This window comes from Eubacterium sp. CAG:156, assembly GCF_000434315.1.
Taxonomy (GTDB): domain Bacteria; phylum Bacillota; class Clostridia; order Lachnospirales; family Lachnospiraceae; genus Eubacterium_U; species Eubacterium_U album.
Genome location: NZ_FR878187.1, coordinates 84,201 through 106,893 on the forward strand (window position 1 = coordinate 84,201; position 22,693 = coordinate 106,893).

Annotated in this window: 18 protein-coding genes; 13 read left to right on the top strand and 5 right to left on the bottom strand. The window is 33.4% G+C overall.

Translation table 11 applies throughout. The features are described from left to right. Both aspS and ABMA45_RS09895 read left to right on the top strand, forming a co-directional pair. The coding region (aspS, locus tag ABMA45_RS09890) for an aspartate--tRNA ligase (RefSeq protein ID WP_348030268.1) at positions 1-1,173 on the top strand (1,173 nt) is incomplete at its 5' end. A 115-nt stretch (positions 1,174-1,288) separates the two neighbouring features. After that, complete coding sequence (locus tag ABMA45_RS09895) at positions 1,289-1,939, top strand: HAD family hydrolase (protein ID WP_022089728.1); 651 nt, start codon at positions 1,289-1,291, stop codon at positions 1,937-1,939. A gap of 146 nt (positions 1,940-2,085) precedes the next feature. Here ABMA45_RS09895 and ABMA45_RS09900 read toward each other — a convergent pair whose 3' ends face one another. Further along, entirely contained in the window at positions 2,086-4,752 is a 2,667-nt protein-coding gene (locus tag ABMA45_RS09900; protein ID WP_022089729.1) for a YfhO family protein, read from the bottom strand. 333 nt (positions 4,753-5,085) lie between these two features. Between ABMA45_RS09900 and ABMA45_RS09905 the strand changes: the two genes are divergently transcribed. After that, positions 5,086-5,805: a PIG-L family deacetylase gene (locus tag ABMA45_RS09905; protein ID WP_022089730.1), complete on the top strand. Its 720-nt coding sequence runs from the start codon at positions 5,086-5,088 to the stop codon at positions 5,803-5,805. Between the two features lie 48 nt (positions 5,806-5,853). Here ABMA45_RS09905 and ABMA45_RS09910 read toward each other — a convergent pair whose 3' ends face one another. Then, complete coding sequence (locus ABMA45_RS09910) at positions 5,854-6,534, bottom strand: ribonuclease H1 domain-containing protein (protein ID WP_022089731.1); 681 nt, start codon at positions 6,532-6,534, stop codon at positions 5,854-5,856. A gap of 20 nt (positions 6,535-6,554) precedes the next feature. Further along, positions 6,555-7,514, bottom strand: coding sequence for a L,D-transpeptidase (locus ABMA45_RS09915; protein ID WP_022089732.1), 960 nt, complete (start codon positions 7,512-7,514; stop codon positions 6,555-6,557). A gap of 276 nt (positions 7,515-7,790) precedes the next feature. Between ABMA45_RS09915 and ABMA45_RS09920 the strand changes: the two genes are divergently transcribed. The 4 genes from ABMA45_RS09920 (at position 7,791) to ABMA45_RS09935 (ending at position 12,777) form a co-directional block, all read left to right on the top strand. Next, entirely contained in the window at positions 7,791-9,119 is a 1,329-nt protein-coding gene (locus ABMA45_RS09920) for a glutamine synthetase family protein (RefSeq protein WP_022089733.1), read from the top strand. Between the two features lie 108 nt (positions 9,120-9,227). Beyond that, on the top strand, positions 9,228-9,719 hold the full coding sequence (locus ABMA45_RS09925) for an ANTAR domain-containing response regulator (RefSeq protein WP_347996141.1): 492 nt from the start codon (positions 9,228-9,230) through the stop codon (positions 9,717-9,719). Positions 9,720-9,753: 34 nt separating this feature from the next. After that, a complete protein-coding gene (locus ABMA45_RS09930) occupies positions 9,754-10,974 on the top strand; it encodes an LL-diaminopimelate aminotransferase (protein WP_022089735.1) in 1,221 nt (406 codons plus the stop codon). A 306-nt stretch (positions 10,975-11,280) separates the two neighbouring features. Next, complete coding sequence (locus tag ABMA45_RS09935) at positions 11,281-12,777, top strand: Tad domain-containing protein (protein WP_022089736.1); 1,497 nt, start codon at positions 11,281-11,283, stop codon at positions 12,775-12,777. Between the two features lie 95 nt (positions 12,778-12,872). Here the strand turns inward: ABMA45_RS09935 and ABMA45_RS09940 are convergent, their stop codons facing one another. Both ABMA45_RS09940 and ABMA45_RS09945 read right to left on the bottom strand, forming a co-directional pair. Continuing rightward, positions 12,873-13,712 (bottom strand): PD-(D/E)XK nuclease family transposase, encoded by an 840-nt coding sequence (locus ABMA45_RS09940; RefSeq protein ID WP_147585561.1) that lies wholly within the window; start codon positions 13,710-13,712, stop codon positions 12,873-12,875. A 334-nt stretch (positions 13,713-14,046) separates the two neighbouring features. Then, positions 14,047-14,694 (bottom strand): phosphoribosyltransferase, encoded by a 648-nt coding sequence (locus ABMA45_RS09945; RefSeq protein ID WP_022089738.1) that lies wholly within the window; start codon positions 14,692-14,694, stop codon positions 14,047-14,049. Between the two features lie 408 nt (positions 14,695-15,102). On the opposite strand from ABMA45_RS09945, the gene gatC reads away from it, so the two are divergent. From gatC to ABMA45_RS09975, 6 genes are all read left to right on the top strand, one after another. Further along, positions 15,103-15,396, top strand: coding sequence for an Asp-tRNA(Asn)/Glu-tRNA(Gln) amidotransferase subunit GatC (gene gatC / locus ABMA45_RS09950; RefSeq protein WP_022089739.1), 294 nt, complete (start codon positions 15,103-15,105; stop codon positions 15,394-15,396). Between the two features lie 32 nt (positions 15,397-15,428). Continuing rightward, on the top strand, positions 15,429-16,895 hold the full coding sequence (gene gatA, locus ABMA45_RS09955) for an Asp-tRNA(Asn)/Glu-tRNA(Gln) amidotransferase subunit GatA (RefSeq protein ID WP_022089740.1): 1,467 nt from the start codon (positions 15,429-15,431) through the stop codon (positions 16,893-16,895). 12 nt (positions 16,896-16,907) lie between these two features. Beyond that, complete coding sequence (gene gatB, locus ABMA45_RS09960) at positions 16,908-18,335, top strand: Asp-tRNA(Asn)/Glu-tRNA(Gln) amidotransferase subunit GatB (RefSeq protein ID WP_022089741.1); 1,428 nt, start codon at positions 16,908-16,910, stop codon at positions 18,333-18,335. Between the two features lie 67 nt (positions 18,336-18,402). Continuing rightward, complete coding sequence (purF, locus tag ABMA45_RS09965; RefSeq protein WP_022089742.1) at positions 18,403-19,845, top strand: amidophosphoribosyltransferase; 1,443 nt, start codon at positions 18,403-18,405, stop codon at positions 19,843-19,845. A 23-nt stretch (positions 19,846-19,868) separates the two neighbouring features. Next, positions 19,869-21,299, top strand: coding sequence for an adenylosuccinate lyase (gene purB / locus ABMA45_RS09970; protein WP_022089743.1), 1,431 nt, complete (start codon positions 19,869-19,871; stop codon positions 21,297-21,299). Positions 21,300-21,429: 130 nt separating this feature from the next. Next, entirely contained in the window at positions 21,430-22,686 is a 1,257-nt protein-coding gene (locus tag ABMA45_RS09975; RefSeq protein WP_022089744.1) for an FKBP-type peptidyl-prolyl cis-trans isomerase, read from the top strand. The last annotated feature ends 7 nt before the right edge of the window (positions 22,687-22,693 follow it).

Below are 22,693 nucleotides of genomic sequence, written 5' to 3' on the forward strand. Positions count from 1 at the left end.
CTTCCACAGGCACCACAGCAATATAAACAGTTGCTTATGGTATCAGGATTTGACAAATATTTCCAGATTGCACCATGTTTCAGAGATGAAGATGCAAGAGCAGACCGTTCACCGGGAGAATTTTATCAGTTAGATTTTGAAATGAGCTTTGCTACTCAGGAAGATGTTTTCAGAGTAGGTGAAGAAGTATTAAGTGCAACATTTGAAAAATTTGCACCTGAAGGATTTGAAGTAACAAAGGCTCCATATCCTATTATCAGTTATAAGCAGGCAATGCTTGAATTTGGTACAGATAAGCCTGATTTAAGAAACCCATTAAGAATAGTTGATGTTACAGATTTCTTCCAGAGATGTACATTTAAGCCATTCCATGGTAAGACAGTAAGAGCTATTAAAGTTCATGCTGATATGTCAAAGGGATTCCATGAGAAATTATTGAAATTTGCTCAGAGCATCGGAATGGGAGGACTTGGATATCTTGAAGTTAAAGAAGATATGACATATAAGGGACCAATTGATAAATTTATTCCGGATGACATGAAGACAGAAATTAAGGAGATTGCAGGATTAGAAGCAGGAGATACAATTTTCTTTATCGCTGATAATGAAAAGCAGGCTGCTTTATATGCAGGTGAAATCCGTACAGCATTAGGAGAAAGACTTGATTTAATTGAAAAGAATGCATATAGATTCTGCTACATCAATGACTTTCCAATGTATGAATATGATCCTGAAGCAAAGAAGATTATATTTACACATAACCCATTCTCAATGCCACAGGGTGGACTTGAAGCATTAGAAACAATGAAACCTGAAGACATTCTTGCATACCAGTATGATATTGTATGTAACGGTGTTGAATTATCATCAGGTGCTGTTAGAAATCACGATATGGAAATCATGGTTAAAGCATTTGAAATTGCAGGTTATACAGAAGATGATTTGAAAGAAAAATTCGGAGCACTTTACAATGCATTCCAGTTTGGAGCACCTCCACATGCAGGAATGGCTCCTGGTGTAGACCGTATGATTATGCTTCTTACAAATGAAGAAAATATCAGAGAAATTATTCCATTCCCAATGAATGGTAACGCTCAGGATATGATGTGCGGAGCTCCTAGTGAAGTTACAGAACAGCAGCTTAGGGAAGTTCATATTAAAGTAAGACAGTAATAAAGATATATATGCAGACTCCGGCATCAATGCCTGAGTCTGCTTTACTTTATGGATTTTAGTCTGCCTTAAACAATCACACAGAGTGTGATTATACGCGAAATGGAGGAAAAATATGTACGATACAGTTATTTTTGATTTAGATGGAACGTTACTTAACACAATAGATGATATAGCAGCAGCAGTACAATATGCTCAGAAAAAATATGGCTTTCCGGTTCACACAGTAGACGAAGTAAAAAAACACGTCGGAAATGGTCTTAGACTTTTGATGCACCGTTCAATTCCTGAAGGTGAAAATAATCCGGATTTTGATAAGATATTTGCTGATTTTAGTGAGTATTATCAGAAACATTGTCAGGTAAAAACAAGAGCTTATGACGGTATATTAGATTTGATAAAAGAATTAAAAAAACGAAATATTAAAATGGCAATTGTATCAAATAAGAATTACAAGGCAGTTGAATCTTTAAAAGATATTTATTTTGAAAGTTTAATAGATGTTGCATTAGGAGAAAATGAAGCTGGCGGAATTAAGAAGAAACCGGCAAAAGATATGGTTATGTCGGCACTCGAAAAATTAGACAGCACACAGGAAAAATCAATTTATGTAGGAGATTCAGAAGTTGATAGTCAGACTGCTGTTAATTCAGGACTTGATTGCATTCTTGTAAGTTGGGGATTCAGAACAAAAGACATTTTAGAAAAACTTACTTATAAGAAAATAATAGATGAACCAATGGAATTATTAGATGTGATTGCGTAAGTAATATAATAAAGAGGGGCGAACTTATTCGTCCCTCTTTATTATTAAATATAGATTATAAAACATTTGTTAGGCAGGTAGTGACCATTTTTTAGTATTAACTAAACAGGGTTTTCATTGTATCTAATGTTCGCCCGACTTTATCATTAGTTACTTTCAAGACTATCATTCTGATAGATAATATTTCCTAAAAGACCATTTGAGTACGTAAGTTTTTTACGCTTAAAATGATTCAATATCTGAATCCACAATCTAATGAAATCTTTGCTACAAAATATAAGAAAAAGAACAAGTCCTAATAAGGATGTGTATTTACCAACCTTTATAAGAGGTGCATGATAAACTAATTTAATAATATGATGTCCTGATGAAAGAGAAAATCCTAAAAAGGCATTATCAGTCATAGAGTAATCGATTTTTTTGCCGTCAACATATACTGAGAATCCTTTGTCGTAAGGAATTGTTGTAGTAAAATAACTATCTTTATCTAAAGTAATGTTCCCTGTAATCATATTATTTTTATAAGCGATATCAGTCATCATTGTAATGTTGTTTTTTAAAGCAGAAATCTGGTTATAATCAATTTTGTAAATTTCAAATTCACTAAATTCGAAGCTGCATCCTTTAGGAAAACGAATGTTTAATATATTATTGTCAGCAGAATCTGATACAACAAATTTAAAATTAAAATTTTTATTAGGATAAGTAGAATTAAGACCACTTAAACTATTTTGAATACCATTAATTTTAATCGTTGAACGGTTTATGCCATATCCTTTGATATTGCATTTTATAATATAAATGCAATCTTTTAAATTATCAGGAATCTCAACATTAAAAGTTTTTGCATCTTTCATAGTATCAACATGATAATATCCATCTGTAGTACGCTCCAATTTCAAATCCATATTAAGGTTAACTTTCTTTAACATAGAATGATAAGAAGATTCGACGTCGTCATCTACAACAATATATTTTAATAAAGCAACCTCTTTTTCTTCCGGTGAAAGAGAAAGATATTCGTCTAAACTCATAGTATCTTTAGATGCAAATCCAAGAGAATAAGCATTATCTGATTTATATACTTTTACATCTCCTGACTGGCAGACTGCTTTGTAACCAGCAGGAGCAGTTGTGGTAGAAGCGATGTATTTAACACCCATAAGCGTTTTAAACAAAACATCATTTGACGAAGTGATGGAAATGTCATTAACGGTAGGGTTACTAAGCTGAAGGTCATAATTACACATATTTAAATAAGGCTTATTAAAAACAGATGAGTAACAGCTCTCTGAAAAATATTTCTTTCCGTAAATAATGTTATTTGTAAATTTACTATCAGTTATATTACTTGTTCTGAAAAATGTATCATCACCATTTAATGCAATTGCAATAGCAGCGTTTTTACTTTTATCATAATATTTTGCGGCATCTTTTTTTGTAACCAAGGTGTCAGAAGCATTTCCAACATAGCAACAGAAAATGGCAATTAAGATTGTAGGCAACATAAAAACATAGTTCTTTTTTATTTGGCAATATGCAGCAATAAAACAAAAAGTAATAATAAGGTCAATAACTATTGCAATGTATATTGGATTTTCATGCATAAATGAAGAAATTGCAATAAGAACTAATATGCCAAATGTAACGAATGCTAATTTACCAGTTTCATATTTTTTAGCTAATAAATCCCTTACAAAAAATGCGGTAACAAGCAAAATTAAAGGAACAAATGGAATAAGAGCTTTCCCTCTAATGTATAGAAAACCGTTTAATAAATATTGACCTACAGGAAATGCTGAAACAAACAAAATACAAATGCAAAGAAACTTCTTTGAAAAATCTTTGCTTAATATTAATATGCAGGCTAAAGCTAAAAATGCAATAGCAGTCACACCCATTCCATAAGGTGTGTAAAACATTTCGTTATTAGGAAACTGAGGTATAAATAATTTAGCTAAAGAAATTGATTTACCATCAGAAGAACCACGTCCTGATAAAATAGCAGCAAGACTTGGAAGTAAAATTACTGCGGAAAGCAAAATTCCAATAATTGAACTTGCACCATATCTTAAAGCAAAGAACCAAAACGGCTTTTTACCAGCAGGAAGTTTGTAGTATAGTTCCTGATTTTCTTTGTACTCAAAAAATTTGTAAATAGCATAAATACTTATAGCAACAATTCCTGACACAGCAAAGAAATAACTTGTCAAAAACATACATGTAATGCTTAGAATAAGAAGTATCTTTCTGTCTTTTTTATATAAACGGTCAACACCAACTAAAGCTAATAATAAAAATGGAATATAATCCATGAACATTACCTGCTTATGGCTGTGGTACAATAATGGACCGGCGCAGGCAAATAAAAAAGTAATAAAATAAACAGTGCTTCGATTCATGTTGTTGTGTGATTTAAGCCAAAAGTAGAAAATATAAACAGATAACAAAACAACTACAATACTTGAAATGCTTATATATAATGCCATTTGGACATTTGGTAAAAAATAACTTATTAAAATAATTGGATTCATAAATCCGTAATAAGAAAAATTATACGCATTTTGTCCGGCACCTAAATTAAGATTAAACTCAGGAAAAAGTCTTCCCGTATCATAAAATGACTGCCTAAAATAATCAGGGAGTACACTGTGCTGGGACAGCCAGTCTACGGAAGAACCATAAATATAATCAGAACCTGTTATAAGAAAAACAATTCCAAGAATAAAAGCAGTCACAAAAGAAAGGTAAATGAAATCATTTAACTCTATATATCTTTTGGACGATTTTTTAATAGATTTAATAAAATTCATAATTTACTCCTTTTCCCGAAAACAAATTTTATTTTTATCTTACATAAATAATGTACAATTCAAAATTTAAAGAACCATATTGAAATATCTTAAGTATTCTTTAAGAATGAAAAAAAGACCGCTTCGTATGTTACAATAAGTCGAAATAAAAAATTACCGGATAATCTTTAAAATAGAAAATAAAATGAACTAGGTTTAGATTTTATAAATATTTCCGATGAGATAAAAGGAAAGGAGAAAGTAGCACACAGTATTTTGCGTTAAGAAAGCAAAAAAATACTTATTTTGTAAAATTTCAGGACATGCGATATAGTCGGCTACAAAAAATAATTTATGAAGAAAAATGTAAAAATAAAGAAAAAAATAGCGATTGTTTCTACAGTAATTGTAATAATAGCAATAGTTGTGGCAACGATAATGGGAATAGAATACGGAAAATTTTTATTTATTCCGTCTGTAAAAAATAAGCAAATGGACGAGCTTGATTTAGAAAAATATAATAAATTAATGATTGTGGCGCATCCTGATGATGAACTTATATGGGGTGGAGTGCATCTTTTAGAGGATGATTATTTGGTTGTGTGCATAACAAGAGGATATGATAAAACAAGAAAAAAAGAATTTGAAAATGTAATAGAAGCAACCGGTGATAAAGGAATTATATTGTCATATCCTGATAAAATAGCAGGTCAAAGAAGTGATTGGGGCAGATGGAAAAAAGATATTGAAAAAGATATTGAGACAATAATTAATTATAAGAATTGGGACGAAATAGTAACTCATAACGAAAAGGGAGAATATGGGCACATACATCATATAATGACACATAATCTTGTAGATGAAGCTTGCGATAAAACAGGGACTAATGCAAAAGTCATGTATTTTGGAAAATATTATAAGAAAATAAATATACCCGAAACAGGGTTTGAAAAGATAGATGAAGATTTGCTTAAACAGAAAGATGAAATATCAAAACTTTATCCAAGCCAGAAAAAGACAATTGATAAATTGCATCACATGTTTCCGTATGAAAATTGGACAGAGAGGGAGTAAGAAAAAATATGGGAATAGATTTCGTACAAATCTATTTCCATATTTTTTCTAATCTATCCCGCAGGCTTTTTTTGCAAGCATATCAGCAAGATCGTTATATTTGTCACCGGAATGACCTTTAACTTTACAAAATGTAATGTCAACTTTTTTCTTTGCCTGTTCATAGTATTTTTTATAGGCAATTGTGCCAGGCTTATTTGCACGCCAATCGCCCGTACACCATTTTTCTATACCGGCATAATCGTGGTAAATTGCGATATGTTTTATGCCGTGTTCTATAGCAAAATCCATTGCTGCCATTGAACCAAATATTTCACCTGAGACATTTCGCATAGAAGCGAGTTCAGGGTCATCAAAATCTTTAGAAAGATGAAATTCCTCTCCATTATAGAAAATAACACAACCATATGAAAAATGCTTTGTAGCAATATTATAACTTCCGTCTACATAAGCAACGGCTTTTACGGAATTAGAAAATGGTTTGTCATCATCTTCAACAGATTCTTTTATGACAGGAAAATCAGAATCATCAACAGAATCGTCAGATGGCATATCGAAGAGAGACATCTGCTTACTTTCCAAATTAAGATATGCGTAGGCGTCAGCCATATTTGTGAAACTTTTATACAAGGCACCGGGATATCCGTTTACACTTGCTTTACATTCATCCCACGTTTCAAATATTCCGTTTGTTCTTCCAACTTTAACAGCATATATTTTTTTTGCCATAAAACATATTCCTTCCGTAATTATTTTGTGGTTGTTTCTAAATCCTTTTTGGATGTAGTTTTAGAAACTGATTTATCTTTAACTTTAGAAGTAGTTTCTGAATTGTTTTTAGAAGTAGTTTCTAAATTATTTTTATTATAAGTAGTCTCAGAAGGATATTCCATATATTCTTCGCTTTCATCAGTCTCTTTACCATCTTTCCAAGGATTTCCTGCAACCGGGTCAGTAGGGTCCCAATTAGCTCTCTCATCGTTTAAGTCGATTTTTTTTACTTTTTTAATTTTTACAGGTGGAACTTCTGAATCTGAATCGTAAATTGTAACAGGAGTTCCTTTTGGACAATTATCATATATCCATTTTATTCCGTTAATGTTAAGTCTTACACAGCCAAGGGAAGCGTTGCTTCCAAGTTTATTATATTCTTCACTTTCCAAATCATCGTTGTGTGCACTGTAATATGGAATAGAATGAAGCATGATTGAACCGTTGATACGGATTGCATATTGGGCATAAGAACCATCAACCATTAGTCTCCAAGGATAATAATCGCTTGTTTTAAATGAACCTGTAGGGGTGTCTTTTACATCTTTTCCGACAGAGCACATAAATCCTTTATAAGGAATGGAGTATCTTCCGTTCTTGTCAATTCCATATATAATTACATAATTCTGAGTTCTGTTAACTCTTATCTGATAAGGAAAATCAGCATCAAAATCAATCAAATGCTTTGCAGCATCGCCTGAAGGAGCTGTACTCATTTCTTCTATGGCAGAATCAGCAGGATTGTATGATGTTGTTTCTTCAAATGAAGATGAATCTTCGGTATTTTTTGTTGTAAGTTTTTCGGAATTACTTTTATTATTCATATTTGCATCAGACCTGTGTTCGGTTATTGATATTAAGAATATGCTGATTATTGCAAATAATGCTAAAAATATTATTACAAGTACGTATTTGTTTATTGGATTATTTTTTTTCATGTGTATTAATTCTCATCTTTCAAGTTTTGTCATATAAAGTAAATAAATAAGAAGGCATATATTAATTATGATATGATGCCGGAACAAAAAGTCACCGACTTTGATGCCTGTTTTCTCACATAATTCTATTGTAAAAATGGAGTAATTGCAATAGGCGGATTTTGTAAATTTAATTAAATTTTATTTATGAATCTAACGTTGACTATCAAATTGTGGTTTGTTATTATTTTATAAGGGTTAGACGCCACATACTTTGTTTTGTGAAAGGAGAAACACATGAGATATACAAAACAAGAAATTATTAAAATTGCAGATGAAGAAGATGTTGAATTTATACGTCTTCAGTTCACAGATTTATTTGGGACATTGAAGAATGTTGCAATAACAAGAAGTCAGTTAGAAAAAGCATTGGATAATAAATGTATGTTTGATGGTTCTTCAATTGAAGGATTTGCCAGAATCGAAGAGTCAGATATGTATTTATATCCTGATTTAGATACATTTGAAATATTACCTTTCAGACCACATCAGGGAAAAGTTGCAAGACTTATTTGCGACGTATATCAAACAGACGGAACACCTTATGAAAGTGATCCAAGATATGTCTTAAAGAAAGTATTAAAAGAAGCAGAAGATATGGGGTATACATTTAATGTAGGACCTGAATGCGAATTCTTTTTATTCCACACAGATGACAATGGATGTCCAACAACAATTACACATGAAAATGCAAGTTATTTTGATTTGGCACCTACAGATTTAGGTGAAAATGCAAGAAGAGATATGGTTCTTAATCTTGAAGATTTAGGATTCGAAATCGAAGCATCACATCACGAAGTAGCACCTGCACAGCATGAAATTGATTTTAAATATGATGAAGCATTAAAGACTGCTGATAATATTATGACATTTAAGCTTACAGTAAAGACAATAGCTAAGAGACATGGACTTTATGCATCATTTATGCCTAAACCAAAATACGGAGTATGTGGTTCAGGAATGCATACTAATATGTCATTGTTTAAAGAAGGAAAAAACATTTTTGCAGATGAAAATGATGAAAGAGGATTAAGTAAGGAAGCTTACAGTTTCATAGCAGGTATCATGGAACATATGAGAAGCATTTCAGCAATTACAAATCCTATCGTAAATTCATACAAGAGACTTGTACCTGGATATGAAGCACCTACATATATTGCATGGTCAGCTACTAACAGAAGCCCACTTGTAAGAGTGCCGGCAGCAAGAGGTGTAGGTACAAGAGTTGAACTTCGTTGCCCTGACTGTGCAGCTAATCCATACTTAACATTAGCAGTATGCCTTGCAGCAGGACTTGATGGAATTAAGAGAGGATTAGTTCCGAAAGAAAGTGTACAACAGGATATTTACTCAATGACAAGTAAAGAAAGAGATGAGGCAGGAATTGAAAACCTTCCAAAGAATCTTTACGAAGCAGTTCAGGAAATGAAGAAATCTTCATTTGTTAAGAATGTTTTAGGAAAAGAAACATTTGACAAATATGTTTATGCAAAAGAATCAGAATGGATGGAATATACATCACAGGTTACAGACTGGGAGATTAACAAATACCTTGACAGAATTTAATATGACAGTAGAACTTAAGTGAATTTTGTAATAGAAACCGGAGGAACGAACGTGGTTGGAATTATAGTAGCATTTCCAAAACCTGAAGACAGCCGGGCAATAAGGAGTTTGTTATCCCGAAATGGCTTTAATGTAGTGGCCAATTGTACTACTGGTGCCAGTGCAATAAACAGAGCTGATGATATTGGCGAAGGTATTATTATTACCGGATATAAATTACCGGATATGTTATACAGTGATATTGTAGATAATGTAGGAGACAATTTTGAAGTTATATTGCTTGCTTCTAAAAGCAGACTAATGGAAGATAATACTGGTGTAGCAACTCTTGAGATGCCATTAAAAGTTAGAGATTTGATTAATTCTGTTGAGATGATGGAGAATCAGATACTGGCAAAAAGACATAAGAAAAAAGGTAAGCCGGGAGCTAGGAGCCCGAAAGACCAGGCAATAATAAATCAGGCCAAGGAGGCATTAATGACGGTACAGAATTTAACAGAAGAGCAGGCCCATAGATACTTACAAAAGAACGCCATGGATAGTGGTTGTACAATGGTTGAAGTGGCAAAGATGGTTTCAGTTATGTTGTATCGCGATTAAAATATATTAATTAACATTAGGAGGATTGAAAAAAATGTTTAAAATTAATGAAAATTACTTGAAACTTAGGGGAAGTTATCTTTTCTCAACAATTGCAAAAAAAGTTGCAGCTTACCAGGAAGCACATCCTGATAAAGAATTAATCAGATTAGGAATTGGAGATGTTACATTGCCATTAGCACCGGCAGTAATTGACAGCCTTCATAAAGCAGTAGATGAAATGGCATCTGCAGAAACATTTCATGGATATGCACCTGATTTAGGATATGAATTTTTGAGAAAAGCAATTGCCGACAATGATTACAAGGCAAGAGGTGTTGAGATTGCACTTGATGAAATATTTGTAAGTGATGGTGCTAAATCAGATTCAGGTAATATTGGAGATATTTTCTCACAGGATAATAAGATTGCAGTATGTGACCCTGTTTATCCTGTATATGTAGATACAAATGTAATGGCAGGAAGAACAGGAACTTTTCTTGAAGATGAAGAAAAATGGAGTAATGTAATTTACATGCCATGTACTGCTGAAAATAATTTTGTACCTGAACTTCCTAAGGAAACACCGGATATCATTTATCTTTGCTATCCAAATAACCCAACAGGTTCTACTATTACAAAAGCACAGTTGCAGGAATGGGTTGATTATGCAAATAAAGTAAAAGCTGTTATTATTTATGATGCTGCATATGAAGCTTACATTTCAGAAGAAGATGTTCCACATACAATCTATGAATGTGAAGGTGCTAAAACATGTGCCATTGAATTAAGAAGTTTTTCAAAGAATGCAGGATTTACAGGAACAAGACTTGGATTTACAGTAATTCCTAAAGAATTAAAGCAGGGAGATGTAATGTTAAACAGCCTTTGGGCAAGAAGACACGGAACAAAGTTTAACGGAGCTCCATACATTATCCAGAGAGCCGGCGAAGCAGTTTACTCAGAAGCAGGAAAGAAGCAGACAGCTGAGCAGGTAGCTTATTACATGAACAATGCAAAGACAATTCGTGAAGGTCTTTCTGAAGCAGGATATAAAGTATCAGGTGGTGTTAATGCACCTTATGTATGGTTACAGGTACCTGAAGGAATGACATCATGGGAATTTTTTGACTACTTATTAGAAAATGCAAATGTAGTAGGAACACCTGGTTCAGGATTTGGACCAAGCGGTGAAGGATACTTCAGACTTACAGGATTTGGAACATATGAAAATACAGTTAAGGCTATTGAAAGAATTAAGGCTTTGAATAAATAGAGGATGTATCGTAAGGCTGAAAGTATAAAACTTTAGTAAGTACAACTATAGAATAATTGAAATAAAAATATGGACTATTAATTGATAAGTTTTCTTACAGTAGGCAGGCAAAATAGTATAGCCTGAAACTTAATAAATATTATTAATTGATAGTCCTTTTATTGTTGCTTTTGTGAAAAAAAGTAGTGAATATAACCAAAAATACAAAAAAAGGTTGATTTTATAAAAAGAAAATTTGTATAATGTATTTAATATAGATACGTGATAAATAGTTAGTTTATTTATTTTTGTATGGAGGGTTAAACAATGGAGAGGTTTTTAGGAAATCGTAAAGATAAAGACGAAGAAGGATCAGTTATAATTCTTGTTGCAGTTCTTATGGTTGTATTTCTTGGAATGGCAGCATTAGTTGTTGATTTAGGTGCAGATTATGTGTATAAGGCAAAGATGCAGACGGCGTGTGATACTGCATCAAGAGCAGCAGCTTCAGCCTTGCCGGATACTACAAAAGCTACGGAACTTGCTAAGTATTACATGAAGGAAAATGGGTTCACGGACACAAGAAATGTGCAGGTCGAATTTCAGGACTCTAATTCAAAAGTGCAGGTATATCTTAAAGAAGAAAGAAAGACAACATTTGCAAGAGCCCTTGGTATTAAGAGTAATAAGATAAGTACGGTTGCAGTTGCTACAAAAGGTGGTTCAAGTAGTCCGAGAGGGTTTAAATATGCTATATTTTCTGGAGATAAAGATGCAACATTGAAACTTGGAGCAGTTTATAAAGTTGATGGAGCAGTGCATGCAAATGGAAAGATTTGGTCTAGCCCAGGAAGTGGATATGCATTTTCTTTTGAAGCTTCAAAAGGATTTGAAGAATTGAATTCATCGACAACAAAGATTGGCGTTAAAAATGGAGATAATGTAAATCTTTTAGATGTTACTTCTGATGAAGCTAAGAGCCATATAAATTCAAATGCACGATATGAAGAAATGCCTACTTATTTAGGAGAAAACATTGAAAAGTTAATTGTAAAGCCTTCAGTTCCGGAGAACTTTGATTTGACAATAGCTGAAGTTAATAAAAAAGGAAGTGAAGGTTATAAGAGCATTAAATATATAGGAAATGAGACGTGGTGGGGAGGCACTTGGTCATTTGGAAATGATTTGTTAATAGATAATAGTTCTAGAAGTGGAGACTATAATTTAGGAGGAGGAAAACTGATAATCAATGGAGATTTGTATATAAATGGAAATACAAATAAAAACACTACATTATCTTTTTATTCGGGAGGAATAGAGATAAATGGAAATGTATATTGTGCTGGCAAATTAAAACTAGCCGGCTCAAAAGTACATATTAAAGGAAATGTATATTGTGTTGGAGATTTGTATTTAGAATCAGGAGATGTAAAGTTTGACTCTACATATATATATGCAAATAGTTTTACAGCCACTAATGGTTTTGTGTTGTCAGGAGCATTGGTAACGGAAAAAGATATAAACATTACTGGTGCAATGGCACAGATAAATAGTAGTTCTGATTCTACAATGACTATGTATTCAAAATATGGAAATATAAATGGTGGACAGGCATCATCTGAATATCATGGACTTGTATTTGCACCAAATGGAGATATATCATGGTGCGGTAATTCTATTAATATATATGGTAGTATTATTGGAAAGACGATTAACGGAATACCTGCAAATGTTACTATTCATCCATTGGATAGAGATTTAGAATATGATACAAATAATCCTAATGGTTCAGCTACGGGTAGTGGAATAATGTTGATTAAATAGTTATATTAAAAATAACACTTTGGCAAAATGACTTGTCAAAGTGTTATTTTTTATCATCGAAAACCTGAACTTAGAAAAAATTACACCATTCATATTTAAACTCTTGTAACCTGTTCTTCTAATTCTTTTAATTCGTCAATTGATAATGTGGGAACATATGTAGCAATTTCATCAAGGGACATTTTGCCGATTTTTATCATCCGTTCTGCAGTTTCTTTCGCAGTTGCCTTAGCAGTTTCTTTTGCAACTTCATTTCTCATATCTTCTAATATTTGTGACATAGATGCAACACCTTCTTTCTCTTCTTTGAAATATCTTGCTTTTTTTGCTAATTCTTTATAATTCATATCGTTAGGATTTGTACATGAAAAATCATGCATGAGTCTTCCAATCGCATCATTTCCCCGATATGCTCCATTAACATATATTATATGAGAGCCATCACCAAAAAGTTTCTTTTCGCCTTCCATCACAACGTATCTGTCTATATGATATAAAGGTTGATTTCCATGCATAACATCATTTTCTGTAATGAAAATCACATAACTATCGGGCATGTTATCAGTACTCTCACCAGGCTTTAATATATGAGCGTCTAACAGGCTGCTGTTATAACGGGCTCTTTTGGAACCTGCACCTTTATTAGCTCTTTGAATTTCAATATCAAATTTTCTACCGGTACTGTCTGATGCATGCACATCTAATACAGCAGAGCGTCCTTGTAGATTTTTAAGAGGATCCTGTGTCTTTATAGACTTAATAATAATATCATCTTGGTTCAATATTATTCTAAGTATTAGTTCAACAGCTTCGAAGTTATCTTCTAAGCATACTGTCATAAAATCATCATCTATATATCGTAGAGCCTGTAGGCGTTCTAAATCTTTATTGTTTTGTAGTTGTTCACTTATGCTCAATCTTTTATTACCTTTCATTATAATTGTTCTTTTGTTCATTGACAACTATATAAAAATCTAAATTATGCAGAAATAATACTTTATTACGTAGATAATTTGATTTATACCATAGTTTTCACTGGTTGTACACATACTGTATGTGTACAGCTAATTATACATCACAATTTATCAAAATGTCAATAACAACAATATGTTGCGTATTACTAGCCGGAATAATATTAAATATTAGCAGAGAAAAATAAGATTTTACATAAAAAGGTATTGCATTTAGTCGATGCAATACCCTTAAAATATTATTACTATTCAGTTTTATATTTCGTATAGTAGTCTGACCTTTAATGCAAAGATTACATTATAATTCACTATACCCATATCCATTAACGATGGCTTCAATTTTCTCATTTGCCTTGCACATAGGGCAATCATTGTGAGAGTAAATGTTGTATCCCGGAATATCATCTGCCTTAAACAGAGAATCGATGTGGTAACCGTCAACGTTATCAACGGCACTGAATATAGCAGATATACCCTGCAAAATTCCTCCGTAGTAAGAAACACATTCAATACAGTTCTTTACTGTAGTTCCGGTACTTGCAGAAGCAAGTAATAAAAGAACATTTCTATTCTTAATTTCATGCTTAAGATTGTCTCTGAATATCATAAGGCCATTAGAATCATATTCAGGTGAAACGACGTAAATAGTCTTGTGTGCATTCATGGATAATACTCCGGCCTTAGTAAGTTCACTTGCTAAGAAAGCTCCAATGACCTCGCATCCGTCCATACATACGATTGTGTCAATAGGTTTCCCCATAACGTTGTAGTAATCCTTCATTGCGACTGCAATCTGCTCAGCTTCACGTTGTCTTGTTTTCATTGTAGTCATATCAAGATAATGACTAACGTGTGAATGAGTAGTAGCAAAATGTCCCTTTATAACTTTAAGGGCAATGTTAGGATTTTTTGAAGCATAATATTTTACAATTCTTCCCTCGTCCATAATGTGTCTACCTCCTTGTAGTAACAGAGCATTATGCTCTTTATTATTTATAAAATTTGAGAAATTGTTTCTACTCAAATTTATTTGTCTCCGCTCAAAAATATACTAATATTATACATCACAAAGCTGACAAATGAAATAATTAAGTGTAATTTAAAGGTTAAAAATCGTTATAAAAAATGCATAAATTCATACAGAAAGAATAATAAAACCTGCAATATGAATAAAAATGAAGAAATTCGTGAAACTATTTGCAAGTAATACGGTGATTATGCTATATTGAAGAGTAGATGTTTATGGTTAAATGGAGATAGTCTGTGTTTATATTATAAATTAAAGCACATTTTTAATAAAACAGACTTTTCATTGCAATAATCATAACTTAAAGGAATGCTAGAGGAGGAAGATATGGCAAACATAATTTCAGACGAGACAATAGAGTATGTTGGAATTTTAGCAAAGCTTGAACTTTCAGATGATGAGAAAGAAAAAGCAAAAAGTGATATGGGCAGAATGCTTGATTATATTGATATGTTAAATCAGTTAGATACAAGTAATGTTGAGCCAATGAGCCACATATTCCCTGTAAACAATGTATTTAGAGAAGACGTTGTTGTAAACGGTGATGACAGAGAAAATATTCTTGCAAATGCACCGGAGGAAAGAGGCGGAGCATTTGTTGTTCCAAAGACAGTAGAATAATTTACTTACAGCAAATGAAAGGATATAGTGTTATGAATTTAATGAGTTTAACAGCCGTTGAACTTGGAAAAAAGATTAAAAGCGGCGAGGTTAAAGTTGTAGATGCGGTAAATGATGCATTTGCCCATATAGAAAAGCAGGACAAGACAATTAATAGTTTTGTTACTGTAACGAATAAAGAAGAGGCATTAAAGAAAGCTGAAGAAGTTCAGAAGTTAATTGACGAAGGAAAGCTTACAGGACCATTAGCAGGCGTGCCTGTAGCTATTAAGGATAACATGTGTACTAAAGGCATGCTTACAACATGTAGTTCTAAAATTTTAGGAAACTTTGTTCCTACTTATACAGCTACAGCAGTTGAAAATCTTGAAAAAGCAGGAGCAGTTATAATTGGAAAGACTAACATGGATGAATTTGCTATGGGAAGTACTACAGAAACTTCTGCATTTGGAGCAACAAAGAATCCTTGGAACACAGAACATGTACCAGGTGGTTCATCAGGTGGTTCATGTACAGCAGTTGCATCTGAAGAATGTTCATATGCGTTAGGTTCAGATACAGGTGGATCAATCAGACAGCCAAGTTCATTCTGTGGAGTAACAGGAATTAAACCAACATACGGAACAGTTTCACGTTATGGATTAATTGCTTATGGTTCATCATTAGACCAGATTGGACCTGTTGCTAAGGACGTTACTGATGTAGCAACAATACTTGAAACAATTGCAAGTCATGATGAAAAAGATTCAACATCAGTTAAGAGAGATGACTACAATTTCACTGAAGCATTAGTTGATGATGTTAAAGGATTAAAGATTGGTATCCCTAAAGACTACTTTGGTGATGGATTAGATAAAGAAGTAAAAGATTCTATTTTAAATGCAGTAGAAGTTTTAAAGAGCAAAGGCGCAATTGTAGAAGAATTTGATTTAAGCCTTGTTGAATATGCAATTCCTGCATATTACGTAATTGCCAGTGCGGAAGCAAGTTCAAACCTTGAAAGATTTGACGGTGTAAAATACGGATACAGAACACAGGAATATGAAGGTCTTCATAACATGTATAAAAAGACACGTTCAGAAGGTTTTGGTGAAGAAGTTAAGCGTAGAATTATGCTTGGTTCATTCGTATTAAGCAGTGGATATTATGATGCGTACTATTTGAAAGCATTAAGAACAAAAGCGTTAATTAAAAAGGCATTTGACGAAGCATTTGCTAAATATGATGTTATCATCGCACCGGCTGCACCTACAACAGCTCCTAAGATTGGAAGCAGTCTTGCTGACCCAATTAAGATGTATCTTGGAGATATTTATACAATATCAGTTAACTTAGCAGGTCTTCCTGGAATTACAGTTCCTTGTGGAAAGGATTCTAACGGACTTCCGATAGGAATGCAGATTATTGGAGACTGCTTTAAGGAAAAGACAATCATAAGAGCAGCATACGCTTATGAACAGACAAGAGAATATGAGCATTGCCCATCAGTAGAAGCATAAGGAGTGAAGTAAATGAAACAGTACGAAACAGTCATTGGACTTGAAGTTCATGTAGAATTAGCAACAAAAACAAAGATTTTCTGCTCCTGTTCAACAGAATTCGGAGGAGCACCAAATACACATACATGTCCTGTCTGTACAGGAATGCCGGGTTCACTTCCTGTATTAAATAAGCAGGTTGTTGAATATGCAGCAGCAGTAGGACTTGCAACAAATTGTACAATCACACAGAATTGTAAATTTGACAGAAAGAATTATTTTTATCCTGATAATCCACAGAATTATCAGATTTCACAGTTATATCTTCCAATCTGTAGAGACGGATATGTAGAAATTGAAACAGAAGAAGGAAAGAAAAAAGTAAGAATCCACGAGATTCATATGGAAGAAGATGCAGGTAAGCTTGTACATGATGATTGGGCTGACTGCTCATTAGTAGACTTTAACCGTTCAGGTGTACCTCTTATTGAAATTGTATCAGAACCAGATATGCGTTCAGCAGAAGAAGTAATTGCATACCTTGAAAAATTGCGTATGATAATTCAGTATTTAGGAGCTTCTGACTGTAAGTTAAATGAAGGTTCAATGAGAGCTGACGTTAACCTTTCAGTAAGGGAAGTTGGAGCAACTGAATTTGGAACAAGGACAGAAACAAAGAATCTTAACTCATTTAAGGCGATTGCAAGAGCAATTGAAAATGAAAGAGAAAGACAGATTGATTTATTAGAATCAGGACAGGAAGTTGTTCAGGAAACAAGAAGATGGGACGATACAAAAGAGTATTCTTATGCAATGCGTTCAAAAGAAGATGCACAGGATTACAGATATTTTCCGGACCCTGATTTGGTTCCAATCAATATCAGTGATGAATGGTTAGAAAGATTAAAGTCAGAACAGCCTGAATTCAGAGATGAAAAGAAAGAAAGATACATTGAGGAATATGGACTTCCTGAATATGACGCAAATCTTTTAACGTTATATAAGCCTTTAACAGTTTTATTAGAAGCAGCAGTTGCTAATGGAAGCAAACCAAAAGAAGCCAGCAACTGGTTGATGGTAGAAACAATGCGTCTTGTAAAGGAAAAAGGAATTGAACCTGACGAGGTTAAATTCTCTGCCGAAAACTTTAGTAAGTTCTTAAAACTTATTGATGATAACGTAATTAACAAAACAGTTGCCAAAGAAGTATTTGAGGCAATGTTTAATGATGACATAGACCCTGAAAAATATGTAGATGAACATGAATTGAAGATGGACAACAATACAGATGACCTTAAGAAGATAATCGAGGAAGTCATTGCTAACAACCCTAAGGCAGTTGCAGATTATCAGGGTGGAAATCAGAAGGCGATTGGAGCATTAGTAGGTCAGACAATGAAAGCTACACAGGGTAAGGCTAATCCGCAGATGATAAATCAGATGCTTAGAGAGTTGCTATAGTTGTCGCATTGATATATAATGCAATGGAAAAATATAAAAGTTAGTATACGTAGGTGGAGAAAAGAAAATGAATAGTATCGAGCTTCAACAAAATTGGGAAGATGATGGACTGCATGAAGAATGTGGTGTGTTTGGTATGTATGATTTAGATGGCAATGATGTTGCATCATCCATTTATTATGGATTATTTGCATTGCAGCACAGAGGACAGGAAAGCTGTGGTATTTCTGTATCAGACACGTTTGGACCTAGAAAAGTGGATTTGTTAAAAGGAATGGGACTTGTAAATGAAGTATTTAACAGCGAAAATTTGTCAAAACTTCACGGAAATATCGGTGTAGGACATGTTCGTTATTCTACAGCAGGTGAAAGTATTCCTAGTAATGCACAGCCACTTGTAATCAATTATGTTAAAGGAACATTGATGCTTGCTCACAATGGTAATTTGATTAATGCAAATGAACTTCGTGATGAGTTAGCATATACAGGAGCAATTTTCCAAACAACAATTGATTCGGAAGTTATTGCTTATCTTGTTGCAAGGGAAAGAATTAATGCAAAGACAGCACAGGAAGCAGTTACAAATGCGATGAAGAAATTAAAAGGTGCTTATGCACTCGTAATTTCAAGTCCTCGAAAACTTATTGGTGCAAGAGATCCATTTGGTTTTAAACCATTATGTATTGGCAAAAGGGACAATGCTTATATTTTAGCATCTGAAACATGTGCCCTTGATACAATTGGTGCTGAATTTGTAAGAGATGTACTTCCGGGAGAAGTTGTAACTATTGACAAGGATGGAATTAAATCAGATACATCAATGTGTCTTCCTAAGGCAAAAGAAGCAAGATGTGTATTTGAATATATTTACTTTGCAAGACCGGACAGCAATTTTGATGGAGTGAGTGTATATCATTCAAGAATTATGGCAGGAAGATTCTTAGCTATGGATTCCCCGGTTGAAGCAGATGTTGTTGTGGGTGTACCTGAATCAGGAAATGCAGCAGCCATGGGTTATGCAATGGAATCAGGAATCCCTTACGGAACAGCATTTGTCAAAAACAGTTATGTTGGTCGTACATTTATTAAACCTCAGCAAAAGAGCAGGGAATCAAGTGTTAGAATTAAATTAAATGTTTTAAAAGAGGCAGTTTGTGGTAAACGGGTAATAATGATTGATGATTCAATTGTAAGAGGAACCACAAGTGATAGAATTGTTCAGATGTTAAAGGATGCAGGTGCCACAGAGGTACATGTAAGAATCAGTTCACCACCATTCTTATATGAATGTTATTTTGGAACTGATATACCATCAAGAGATCAGTTAATTGCCCACAATAGAACAATAGAAGAAATCAACGAAATAATCGGTGCAGATTCATTAGGATACCTTAGAGTTGAAAGATTAAAAGAAATCGCAGGCGGACTTGGAATTTGCACAGGATGTTTTGATGAAAAATATCCAATGGAGCCACCAAAAGAGGATATCCGTGGAGAATATATAAAATAAGGTCAAATGTTAAGGAGGAATTTATGAACGACAGATACCAAAGCCCATTATCAGAAAGATATGCAAGTAAGGAAATGCAGTATATTTTTTCACCTGATATGAAGTTTAAAACATGGAGAAAATTATGGATTGCATTAGCAGAATCTGAAATGGAATTAGGATTAAACATTACACAGGAACAGATTGATGAACTTAAGGCTCATGCAGATGACATTAACTATGATGTAGCAAAAGAAAGAGAAAAATTAGTTCGTCATGACGTAATGTCTCATGTTTATGCTTATGGCCAGCAGTGCCCTAAGGCAAAGGGAATTATCCATTTAGGAGCAACATCATGTTACGTTGGTGATAACACAGATATAATTATAATGACAGAAGCATTAAAGCTTGTTAGAAAAAAATTAATTAACGTAATCAATGAACTTGCTAAATTTGCTGATAAATATAAATCTCAGCCTACATTGGCTTTTACACATTTTCAGCCTGCACAGCCTACAACAGTAGGTAAGAGAGCAACATTATGGTTAATGGAATTAAAATTAGATTTGGATGATTTAAATTACATGATTGACAGCATGATGTTGTTAGGCTCTAAAGGAACAACAGGAACACAGGCAAGTTTCCTTGAATTATTTGAAGGAGACCATGAAAAGATTAAGGAACTTGAAAATAAGATTGCAAAGAAAATGGGATTTGAAAAATGCTTCCCTGTTTCAGGACAGACTTATTCAAGAAAGATGGATACAAGAGTATTAAACGTTGTTGCAGGAATCGCAGCAAGTGCTCATAAATTCTCAAACGATATTCGTTTGTTACAGCATTTGAAAGAAATTGAAGAACCATTTGAAAAGAATCAGATAGGTTCATCAGCAATGGCTTACAAGAGAAATCCTATGAGAAGTGAAAGAATCGCATCTCTTGCAAATTATGTTATGGTTACAGCACTTAACCCTGCTATTACATCAGCAACACAGTGGTTTGAAAGAACTTTAGATGATTCAGCAAATAAGAGATTAAGCGTTCCGGAATGCTTCCTTGCTATCGATGGAATTCTTGATTTATACTTAAATGTAGTAGATGGTTTAGTTGTATATCCAAAGGTTATTGAAAAGAGACTCATGAGTGAACTTCCATTTATGGCAACAGAAAATATTATGATGGATGCCGTTAAAGCAGGTGGCGACCGTCAGGAAATGCACGAAAAGATTCGTACACTTTCAATGGAAGCAGGAAAGAACGTTAAGGAAAAAGGCTTAGACAACAATTTACTTGAACTTATTGCAAATGACCCATCATTTAATATGAGTTTAGAAGACTTACAGAAGACAATGGACCCAAGTAAGTATGTAGGACGTTCACCTGAACAGGTTGAAGAATTCTTGAGAGATGAAATTCAGCCAATTCTTGATGCAAATAAAGAAATCTTAGGATTAACGGCAACAATTAACGTATAAATTTAATTGTGACGTAATTGTGAATAAGTAATAAAGTCTTTAAATATTAAATAAAATGTGATAAAATCGGTTGTATGTGTGTGACACGAAATACAACTGATTTTTTCAGTTATGAAAAGAGGAGAACAAGATGTTTAAGAAAAGTTTAGCAGTGGCAATGGCTGTGATGATGACAGTATCATTAGCAGGATGTGCCGCAGGGGAAAAGATAGCAGACGCTACAGGAAAGAGAAGCGACTATGATAAATGTAAATCAAGTTACTATGGAACAGTTAAGTTAGCTGATTACGATGAATTTGAAATATACTCAGATGAAGTTAGTATTTCAGATGATGATGTAGATAGTGAAATTAACTCAGTGCTTGAATCAGATAAGTCATACGAAGATACAGATGAAACAGATGTTACAGATAAGTCAATTGTTGACATCAGTTATGTTGGAACAATTAAGGTAAAGAAAAAAGATTTTGCATTTGATGGTGGTACAGCAGATAACCAGACATTAGATATTGCAAACAGCTCATATATTGAAGGATTTGCTGAAGGTTTAGTTGGACATAAAGTAGGAGAAAAGGTTGAATTAAACTTAACATTCCCTGAAAACTATACAAATTCAACAAAAGATGCTGATGGTAAAGAACTTAAATTAGCAGGAAAGAAAGTTAAATTTGAAGTAACAGTTAATAAGATTGTAAAAGAAGTTACACCTGAACTTACAGATGATTATGTAAAGAAGAATTTAAAAGACAAATATGGTGTAGAAACAGCCGACGGCTTAAAAGAGTATTTTAAGAATCAGTTAGAAATTTCAAAAGTTGGAAGTACAAATGCATTAGCTGATTACGTTGAAAAATGTGATGTTAAAGTAGATGAAGATGGTGTAAAGAAAGAGGTTGATAAACAACTTTCAAGCTTTAAGGATACATTAGAACAGCAGTCAATGACAATGGATGATTACCTTACACAGTATGGTAATGGAGAATCAGAAGCAGATTTAAAGAAAAAGATAAAAGAAAGCATTACAAATCAGTTTAAGACATACGCGGTTATTTGTGCAGTAGTTGAAAAATCAGGAACAGTATTAAAAGAAGAAAGATACAATAAATGGTTAAAGCAGATTGCAGCACAGAGCAAGTATGAAAAGGTTGATGACTTTATCAATGCTTATGAACAGTACTATAAATCATATTACGGACAGGAAATTGATGCCGAAGATACATTTACAATTCAGTGCACATATCTTGACGCAATGGAAATCTTAATTGATAAAGGAAATGTTAAGGAAGGTACAAGACCAGAAGAAACAACAACAGAAGAAGCAACAACAGCAGCAGAAGATGCATCAGTAGAAGAGACAACAGAGGCAGAAGAAACAACAGCTGAATAATTGGTGG

Coding starts and splice junctions, on each gene's coding strand:
- ABMA45_RS09895 (WP_022089728.1), top strand. CDS start 1,289: ATGTACGATACAGTTATTTTTGATTTAGATGGAACGTTACTTAACACA.
- ABMA45_RS09900 (WP_022089729.1), bottom strand. CDS start 4,752: ATGAATTTTATTAAATCTATTAAAAAATCGTCCAAAAGATATATAGAG.
- ABMA45_RS09905 (WP_022089730.1), top strand. CDS start 5,086: ATGAAGAAAAATGTAAAAATAAAGAAAAAAATAGCGATTGTTTCTACA.
- ABMA45_RS09910 (WP_022089731.1), bottom strand. CDS start 6,534: ATGGCAAAAAAAATATATGCTGTTAAAGTTGGAAGAACAAACGGAATA.
- ABMA45_RS09915 (WP_022089732.1), bottom strand. CDS start 7,514: ATGAAAAAAAATAATCCAATAAACAAATACGTACTTGTAATAATATTT.
- ABMA45_RS09920 (WP_022089733.1), top strand. CDS start 7,791: ATGAGATATACAAAACAAGAAATTATTAAAATTGCAGATGAAGAAGAT.
- ABMA45_RS09930 (WP_022089735.1), top strand. CDS start 9,754: ATGTTTAAAATTAATGAAAATTACTTGAAACTTAGGGGAAGTTATCTT.
- ABMA45_RS09935 (WP_022089736.1), top strand. CDS start 11,281: ATGGAGAGGTTTTTAGGAAATCGTAAAGATAAAGACGAAGAAGGATCA.
- ABMA45_RS09940 (WP_147585561.1), bottom strand. CDS start 13,712: ATGAAAGGTAATAAAAGATTGAGCATAAGTGAACAACTACAAAACAAT.
- ABMA45_RS09945 (WP_022089738.1), bottom strand. CDS start 14,694: ATGGACGAGGGAAGAATTGTAAAATATTATGCTTCAAAAAATCCTAAC.
- gatC (WP_022089739.1), top strand. CDS start 15,103: ATGGCAAACATAATTTCAGACGAGACAATAGAGTATGTTGGAATTTTA.
- gatA (WP_022089740.1), top strand. CDS start 15,429: ATGAATTTAATGAGTTTAACAGCCGTTGAACTTGGAAAAAAGATTAAA.
- gatB (WP_022089741.1), top strand. CDS start 16,908: ATGAAACAGTACGAAACAGTCATTGGACTTGAAGTTCATGTAGAATTA.
- purF (WP_022089742.1), top strand. CDS start 18,403: ATGAATAGTATCGAGCTTCAACAAAATTGGGAAGATGATGGACTGCAT.
- purB (WP_022089743.1), top strand. CDS start 19,869: ATGAACGACAGATACCAAAGCCCATTATCAGAAAGATATGCAAGTAAG.
- ABMA45_RS09975 (WP_022089744.1), top strand. CDS start 21,430: ATGTTTAAGAAAAGTTTAGCAGTGGCAATGGCTGTGATGATGACAGTA.